The sequence below is a fragment of the Epibacterium ulvae genome, assembly GCF_018678075.1.
Classification (GTDB): Bacteria; Pseudomonadota; Alphaproteobacteria; order Rhodobacterales; family Rhodobacteraceae; genus Epibacterium; species Epibacterium ulvae_A.
In genome coordinates this window covers 1-7,901 of sequence record NZ_JAHHIR010000042.1, presented here as the reverse complement: position 1 = coordinate 7,901, position 7,901 = coordinate 1, and the positions used below count along the sequence as shown (strand labels likewise).

5 protein-coding genes and 2 pseudogenes are annotated in these 7,901 nt (G+C 57.5%); 4 read left to right on the top strand and 3 right to left on the bottom strand.

What is annotated here, in order from left to right:
* Both KMP13_RS20510 and KMP13_RS12225 read right to left on the bottom strand, forming a co-directional pair.
* Nucleotides 1-433 (bottom strand): annotated as a pseudogene (locus KMP13_RS20510) (IS481 family transposase); the annotation flags it as partial.
* A gap of 118 nt (nucleotides 434-551) precedes the next feature.
* Complete coding sequence (locus tag KMP13_RS12225; protein WP_215266136.1) at nucleotides 552-1,034, bottom strand: MarR family winged helix-turn-helix transcriptional regulator; 483 nt, start codon at nucleotides 1,032-1,034, stop codon at nucleotides 552-554.
* A 129-nt stretch (nucleotides 1,035-1,163) separates the two neighbouring features.
* On the opposite strand from KMP13_RS12225, the gene KMP13_RS12220 reads away from it, so the two are divergent.
* From KMP13_RS12220 to KMP13_RS12205, 4 genes and pseudogenes are all read left to right on the top strand, one after another.
* On the top strand, nucleotides 1,164-2,141 hold the full coding sequence (locus tag KMP13_RS12220) for a TRAP transporter substrate-binding protein (protein WP_215266135.1): 978 nt from the start codon (nucleotides 1,164-1,166) through the stop codon (nucleotides 2,139-2,141).
* A 2-nt stretch (nucleotides 2,142-2,143) separates the two neighbouring features.
* Nucleotides 2,144-2,674 carry a TRAP transporter small permease gene (locus tag KMP13_RS12215; protein WP_215266134.1) on the top strand — a complete coding sequence of 177 codons (531 nt, stop codon included), beginning with the start codon at nucleotides 2,144-2,146 and terminating at the stop codon, nucleotides 2,672-2,674.
* Nucleotides 2,674-3,978 carry a TRAP transporter large permease gene (locus KMP13_RS12210; protein WP_215266133.1) on the top strand — a complete coding sequence of 435 codons (1,305 nt, stop codon included), beginning with the start codon at nucleotides 2,674-2,676 and terminating at the stop codon, nucleotides 3,976-3,978. Before KMP13_RS12215 ends, KMP13_RS12210 begins: the two co-directional genes overlap by 1 nt.
* A gap of 11 nt (nucleotides 3,979-3,989) precedes the next feature.
* Nucleotides 3,990-7,103, top strand: a pseudogene (locus tag KMP13_RS12205) (reductive dehalogenase); the annotation flags it as partial.
* Here the strand turns inward: KMP13_RS12205 and KMP13_RS20935 are convergent.
* Nucleotides 6,997-7,901, bottom strand: a 905-nt coding sequence (locus KMP13_RS20935) for a TRAP transporter large permease subunit (protein ID WP_353055707.1), incomplete at its 5' end; no start/stop codon positions are given. The pseudogene KMP13_RS12205 and the gene KMP13_RS20935 overlap by 107 nt on opposite strands.

Sequence of the window (7,901 nt, the reverse complement as noted above, 5' to 3'; positions counted from 1 at the left end):
AGATACAGCTTACCCTCCGCAGTCTGCACCTCGGCAATATCGATATGAAAAATCCGATCGGGTAGCGCTTGAGCTGCTGCCGCTTAGGCTTGTCGCCCTCGACATCCGGCAAGCGCGAGATTCTATGCCGCTGAAGACACCGACGCAGCGCTGACCGCGTCAGATGCGGGATCGAGGGCCGGAGCGCATAGAGGCAATCATCCAACGGCAGCAGCCTATGCCGCCGAAATGCGACGATCATGGCCTCCTCGGCTTGGCTGAGAGTGGTTGAGCGCGGCTCTTTCGGGCCTGTTTTGCGATCCTCAACGGTCTCGCGCTTTCGCCACTTGGCAACCGTCTTCGGGGTGATCCCGGGTTCCGTGCTCAGCGCCGCGATCAAAGCTTGCGATCGCTGTATTGCCGCTCTGACCGCGTGCGTGCCCTCCCGGCAGATTTGCGATGCAAATCGCCTGCCGGGTAACAGTGCGTGGCACGCCCGTGACGCACTTGTCCCACAATGCTTCCTTCCATTCCAAAAACAGATCGCACCATCAAACCATGGGATCAAACACCTAGATGTCGTCGAAAATGTCGAATTCGTCTTTGATCAATGTGTTGAGCAGTTCATTGAGCATTGTCCGCTCATACGCGGTAAGTTTCTCAAGGAAGTGTTCTTGATTAGATTCGACCATATGCCAGCAGCTGTTCAGTTTGTCTTTGCCTAGCTGCGTGACTGAAATTTGACGCGAGCGGCCATCAGCTTCGACAAGGTTCCTTTCGATCAAACCTTCAGCGATCATCGTCTTGATCAGCTTGGAAATCGCAGGCCGGGTGATTCCAATATGTGCCGCAAGTTCGGACGGTGCGGTCCTTCCTTCGATTCCCACACCCGACAGAACACACCACTTAAGACGTGTGAGATCATGCTCTGCAAGGCTAGTTTCAAGCCGCGCCTGCATCATTCGCGACAGACGACTAAGCCGGAACCCAAGACGGTCGTGTAGCTGGTAATCCTTTGGCATAGCAGCCTCTTTCTTCTTTTCCTCCGTGCTCATCCGCTTGCCTTGTCACCTGTCTGAGAAGTCCGTTCTAGTATCGCAAAGCCAGCACAGCAAATATTTCTTGACTTAATAGTTATAAAAAGAAACTATTTATTAAGGCAAGCATAATAAGGGAGATAACAGATGAAAAATGTAGCGATTGGTGCCTTGCTAGGTTTGTCCATGATGACCAGCGCAAGCGCGGACGAGCTGGCCTTGGCCTATTTTATGGGCCCAAAACACCCGATGAATTCCGGCTACTTCACACCCATGGGCGAAATGCTGGAAACCGAAAGTGGAGGTGCCCTGACAGTCAAACAGTTCCCCGGTGGTGCCCTGAACCAAAGCCCACCCAAGCAATACACCCTTCTGCTGGATGGCGTGGCGGACATGGCCTTTATGTTGCCCAGCTTCACCAACACGCTGTTTCCCAAAACCGCAGTCATCGGTTTGCCAGGTATCTGCGAAGATGCAATTGAATGCACCGCCGCTGTCACCCGTGCCCGTGCTGAGCTTGAAACTGAATATAACGCCAAAATCATCGGACTTTGGGCCAATTCGCCGCCGGTTCTGATCACCCGTGATAAGCCCGTTCGTTCGGTCGCTGATCTGCAAGGCATGACCATCCGCGTTGCTGATCCCACGAACATTCCTTTCATTGAGGCCCTTGGCGCTTCCCCCGTTGCCATGCCGGTGAGCGAGATTAACCAAGCGCTGGCCAACGGTGTTGTAGACGGCGTCATGGTTGACCCCGCTGGCATCGGATCGTTCAAAATGAATGAAGCTGGCAATTATATCACGACTGATATCCCAGGTGGTGCGGCGTCTTTCGTTGTTGCCATGGCCATGTCCAGCTACAATGCGCTAAGCGATGAAGAGAAAGCCGCCGTCGATCGTGTCGCTGCCTCTGACCTGTCCGCAGGAGCGGGTGCGACTTATGCCAAAATTTCGACGATGGGCATGGAACTGGCGGCCTCCAGCGGGCTTGAGATCATCGACATCGGCGACGAAGAGCGTGCTAAGATGCAAACGTTGGTCGATGGCGTCATGTCGGACGTTCTATCTGCCCCAGCGGGTGACAAAACCGTCGGTGACATCCTGTCACTGATGCAAGGCTCCTGATTATGGACCGCGACGACACGATCCGTCATCCGGTGCAACGTGAGCTGGACCGGATGGCCCTGCTTTTCTTCGCAGCAGGGTCGGTGGGGATTTTGTTCCTAGTCGGGTTGACAGCCGTTAGCGTCTTTTGGCGCTATGTGCTGCGCGATCCGATCTTTGGGGTGCAAGACCTGTCCTCTATGACCGCCGCTGTCGTCGCGGCCTGTGCGGTGGCTTACGGCGCCACCCAAAACAGCCATATCACCGTGAATATTATGCCCAAACACTTTGGCCGCCGCGCCCGTCGGATCACCGACATCGTGGCGCGTGGTGGTGGGGCTGTGATCTTGACCCTTGCTGCCTCTGCCCTGATTAAGAAGGGCGGGTGCGGACTGGCATGCGGAAACATCACAAGCAATCTCAATATCTTGCACACACCGTTTTACTATGTGCTGGCTTTCGCCCTTGGCTTTTTTGCGCTGTATCTGGTCGCGCTATTGGTCATCGGCCTGTCCCATTGGAACGGCGAAGACCCAAACGAGGCGATTGAATAATGGACCTTACAACACTCGCCGCGCTCGGCTTTATTATCCTTCTGCTCCTCCTTTACATCCGCGTCCCCGTTGGCATCGCGATGCTGATTGTCGGCACCGCAGGCATATGGATGATCCGCCCGCCTGCGGCCATGCCGACCTTGGCACGCGAAATTTTTAGTGAGGCCGCGAACTACCCGCTTACCATCATCCCCCTGTTTGTGTTGATGGGCAATCTGGCCGGGGTCGCGGGGCTGTCCCGGGACCTTTACACCGCCGCCCACAACTGGCTGGGCCATTTCCGGGGCGGCCTTGCCTCTGCCGCTGTCGTTGGCTGCGCTGGGTTCTCGGCGCTTTCCGGGTCATCGCTGGCGTCGGCCATGACCATGGGCCGCGTATCTTTGCCGGAAATGAAGCGCTATGGCTATCACGACGGGCTGGCGACCGGGTCCATCGCTGCTGGTGGCACGCTGGGCATCCTGATCCCACCTTCCGCAGGCTTCGTTGTCTACGCCATCCTGACCGAGGAGAGCATCGGTCGTCTGTTCATGGCCGGCGTCATTCCGGGGCTGATGATGACACTGTTCTTCATCATCGCGATCTGGATCGTGGTGAAGCTTGACCCATCCAAGGCCCCTACGGTGTCATCCGACGTAACACGCGCCGAAAAATGGGCGTCCCTAGGCCGCGCCAGCATCATGATCGGGATCATTTTCCTGACGGTCGGCGGAATATACAGCGGCGTCTTCTCGGCGGTCGAGGCTGCGGGCATCGGTGCTGCGCTGACGCTGATTGTGACGGCCATGCGTCGCAAGCTGACGCTTAAAAACACGAAGAACGTGTTTGGTTCAACGTTACGCGCCACCGGCTCTGTCTATCTGATCCTTTTCGGCGCGTTTGTCTTCAAAACCTTTGTTGGTTTCACGTCTGTCACTTTCGTGCTGTCCTCGTGGGTCGAGGCGCAGGGTTTCACAGGCATGCAAGTCATGATCGCTTTCCTGATCATATTCATCATCCTTGGCATGTTCCTTGACGGTTTCGCCATGCTGGTCCTGACAATCCCAGTCGTGCAACCCATCCTCGAACCGCTTGGCGTTGATCTGATCCTGTTCGGCGTTCTCGCTGTCATCGCGCTTGAGATGGGGTTGATTTCCCCGCCTGTCGGCGTCAACGTCTTTATCGTCAAAGGCATTGCCCGCGACGTGCCAATGGCGACGATTTTCCGGGGTATCTGGCCGTTTTGGTTCGCGATGCTGGCGTCAATCATCGTTATTCTGGTGATCCCGGACGTGACCCTGCTTCTTCCCAACACAATGTTTAACTAGGGGTTCGTGCCATGACGATACGTTTTTTCTCTGACAAAGGCCGCCCGGCGCATATGGGGCCTTACCCGACCGAACGTCTTGCGCGGTTGGGAGGGGCACCGAACCTGTCCGCCGTGCCTACAATGCAGCAGTTGCAGTTCACACGGCCCGACGACTCGCGTTCTGTCGTTAATGCCATGCGCGAACATCAGGCGATGCTGGATGCGATCCGGGATGGGTTGATCAATGGGGCTGTGGCCGAAACGCCAACCGATCCACAACAGCGGGCGGATCATTTGAAAGCCTTTGGCTACTTTGCTGACGCTGCTTTGGTCGGGGTCTGCAGACTGCCAGCGGAGGCTTTGCTGCCAGAGCCCTTCACCAATCCCGACGTAGCGCGCCTCGCCAAAGACCTGACGACGCGCCAGACCAAAACGCTTGCGGCTGGCATCGACATGATCATGGCTGATCTCAAGGAATCCATGGAGGCTGCGCCCACCAGCATCAACGGTCAAACCCACGCGCTTGTCTTCCTTTATGAAAACCCACGCACGCCCGGCGCGGATGAAGTTGGCGGCGGTTGGATCCAAGATGCTCAAGACCACCGCGCTGGAATGCTGGCGGCTGAAACGGCGGTGGTGTTGGCGAATTACCTGCGCTTGCTGGGCTACGATTCACGCGGGCATACGGTCTCCAGTTCGGACGTTGATCTGGGCAAGTTGGCGGTCGCCAGTGGCCTTGCCACAGTTGAAAATGGCGTTCTGACGCACCCCTACATCGGCACGCGCTTTGGCCTTGCCGCTGTCACCACGTCGTTCGATATCGCCCCCGACCTGCCGCTTGCCCCGATGGAGGCGCAGCCGAAATCGGCCTTTGGCACCGGCTGGAAACTTGGCACCACGTCCCGCAAGAACGCCGGCAATGCCCTGCCTTATGCCAAGCGCCGCTTTGTGGACGGGGCGCACCCGTTTGAAAAGCTTAAGCGCGTGGATGAGCCCACAACCTACATCGACGAACCCCGCGTCGCCCGCGTGCCCAAACGCGCCGACATGTTTGCGCGCGCGCAGTTCGGGGACATGGGCAAGAAAATTCAGGATGGGGCCAAAGGTGGACATTATGTGCGCAAGGCGGCACCGTCCATGGCGCAGCGCCGCGCGCTGGGGGCGTTTGTCTTGCTACAGGACGGGGAATCCGCGCCCGAAAAGGCGCAGCTTGACCCACAAGAGGCTGCTAACCTGGTCAAAGCGACCAGCTATTGGCTGGGCGTCGATGCCATGGGCATTTCGCGCTGCCCGGAATGGGCCTGGTACAGCCACGATGCGCGCGGAGAGGTGATCGACCCGCCCCACGATCAAGCCATCAACATGGTCATCGACCAAGGCTACGAAACGATGGAGGGCTCTTCCGGTGATGACTGGATCGCCGTCGCCCAATCCATGCGCGCCTATCTGCGGTTTTCATTGTTGGGCGGCGTGATCGCAAAACAAATCCGCAATCTTGGCTACAAAGCCAAAGCGCACACGGTCATGGACGGCGAAGTGTTGCAGCCACCTTTGCTGCTGCTTTCCGGCCTCGGTGAAGTGTCTCGAATCGGTGAAGTTATCCTGAATCCTTACCTTGGCCCACGCCTCAAATCCGGCACGGTCACGACCGACCTGCCGATGGCGCATGACAAACCGATCGACTTTGGCCTCCAGAAATTCTGCGAAAGCTGCAAAAAATGCGCGCGCGAATGCCCCTCGGGTGCGATTACCGCTGGTCCGAAACTGATGTTCAACGGATATGAAATCTGGAAATCGGATAGCCAGAAATGCGCGACCTACCGGATTACGACGCCGGGTGGGGCCATGTGTGGACGCTGTATGAAGACCTGCCCATGGAACCTTGAAGGGATCTTCAAGGAAAAGCCATTCCGTTGGGCTGCGATGAATGCCCCTCAGCTGGCCCCTGCTTTGGCGAAACTGGATGATGCGGTCGAAAACGGCACGCTGAACCCGGTCAAAAAGTGGTGGTGGGATTTAGAGATCGAGGAAGATGGCGGCTATCGCCCGACCAAGCAGCCGCCAAACGAACGCGCGTTGCAAAAGGACTTAGACCTGCAATACGAGGATCAAACGCTGGCCGTCTACCCCGCCCCGCTCGCGCCGCACCCCTATCCCTATCCGTTTCCGATGGACCGCGAGGCGGGGATTGATGCGTATAAATCCATGGTAACAGCCGATGAGTACAAGGCGCGGTTGGCCCAAGGCGATGAAAGCGTTCTGCATCTTTACGATGCCGACGGCGATAGCCCCGTCATTCAAGTCGAAATCGCCAAGGCCGAGGCAACTGCGGACGCTGTGATGAAGTATGAATTCACCCCCGTCGATGGCGGTGATTTGCCGGAATGGACCTCTGGTGCGCATCTCGACATCGTCGTCGCACCTGAATTCCTGCGCCAGTATTCCATGTTCGGTGACCCGGCGGATCGGTCGAAATACCAGATTGCAGTGCTGCGCGAAGAAGCAGGGCGCGGTGGGTCGAAACTGCTCCACCGTATCTTTACCGAAGGGCGGCGCATTTTTGTCTCGCCCCCGATCAACCACTTCCCACTGGATATGAGCGCGACGAAATCCATCCTGATGGGCGGCGGTATTGGGATCACACCTATGATCGCCATGGCCCATGATCTGCACCACGCTCGCGCTGAGTTTGAACTGCATTATTCCGGCCGCTCGCGCGAGACGATGGGCTTGCTGGATGATATCGCGGGCTTCCCGTGGGTTAACCGCGTGACTTTGCATGTGACCGAGGAAGGCAGCCGCGCTGATTTTGATAAGCTATTGGCCGGATATCAGCCCGGTTGGCACGTTTATACCTGCGGGGCGGATCGCTACATGACGTCCGTTATGGACGCCGCCGAAGCGCTTGGGTTCCCGGAAGATGCGCGGCATCTGGAATACTTCTCGGTCCCGGAACAACCCGAGTATGAGAACCATGATTTCACATTGAAACTCGCCAAATCCGGCAAGGAATTTGTCGTACCTGCGGATAAGTCTGCTACGGATGTTCTGCTTGAAAATGGCGTGGCGATTGATGTGAAATGTGCAGACGGTATCTGCGGAGTTTGCAAATGCGGGCTGGTCGGAGGTGAGGTCGAGCATCGCGATTTCGTGCTGTCCAAGGCGCAGCGTGAAGGGGCGGTGATCTTGTGCCAATCGCGAGCGGCTGAAAAGGATGGCGTGATGGAGATCGACCTTTAACGCTTAGTTGAACCGACCGATTGCATAGGACGATACATCCGCATTCTGGCGCACGCCAGACACCAGATCGGCGACGGCGCGGGTATGGTAGGGCGTCGGCATTGGCGAACTCGGCGATGCCCGCCACGCGCAACCCACCGTTCATCGAACTTGCGATCACATGCGCGTCGACGTCCATGATGGAATTGTTGATGGTCAGGCCGGTATCCGCGACCGACAGGTGATACTCGCCAAAGCATAGCAGCGCGTAAAGGTCTGTCGCCAGTTTGCCAGCCACTTGCGTGACCACGAACCCGATGCGGAAACCGATACCGGTCGTGTTGATCACGCCGACATAGTGCAGCAAGGCCGGGAAGATCGCGGCGATGACGATGGTGGTGTAGGGCAGCTCTAAGAACTCGGTCATGATAAAGGCCGCAGCGCCCATGATGGGTGGTGTGATCTGGCCCCCGGCTGACGCCGCAGCTTCGACCCCGCCCGCGAAATGGCCGGGATAGCCGAGACGTTTCATGTTCGGGATTGTCAACGCACCCGTGGACACGGTGTTGGCCACGGATGAGCCGGAGATCGTGCCAAAGAAAGCGGATGATACCACTGACACTTTCGCTGGCCCGCCGGTATAGCGCCCCGCAAGGATGCTGGCGTTGTCGATGAAGAGCTGTCCGAGTCCCGTGCGCTGCGCAATCACACCGAACAGGACAA

Excerpts from the sequence above, each read along its gene's own strand:
- KMP13_RS12225 (WP_215266136.1), bottom strand. The coding sequence starts at position 1,034 with ATGAGCACGGAGGAAAAGAAGAAAGAGGCTGCTATGCCAAAGGATTAC.
- KMP13_RS12220 (WP_215266135.1), top strand. The coding sequence starts at position 1,164 with ATGAAAAATGTAGCGATTGGTGCCTTGCTAGGTTTGTCCATGATGACC.
- KMP13_RS12215 (WP_215266134.1), top strand. The coding sequence starts at position 2,144 with ATGGACCGCGACGACACGATCCGTCATCCGGTGCAACGTGAGCTGGAC.
- KMP13_RS12210 (WP_215266133.1), top strand. The coding sequence starts at position 2,674 with ATGGACCTTACAACACTCGCCGCGCTCGGCTTTATTATCCTTCTGCTC.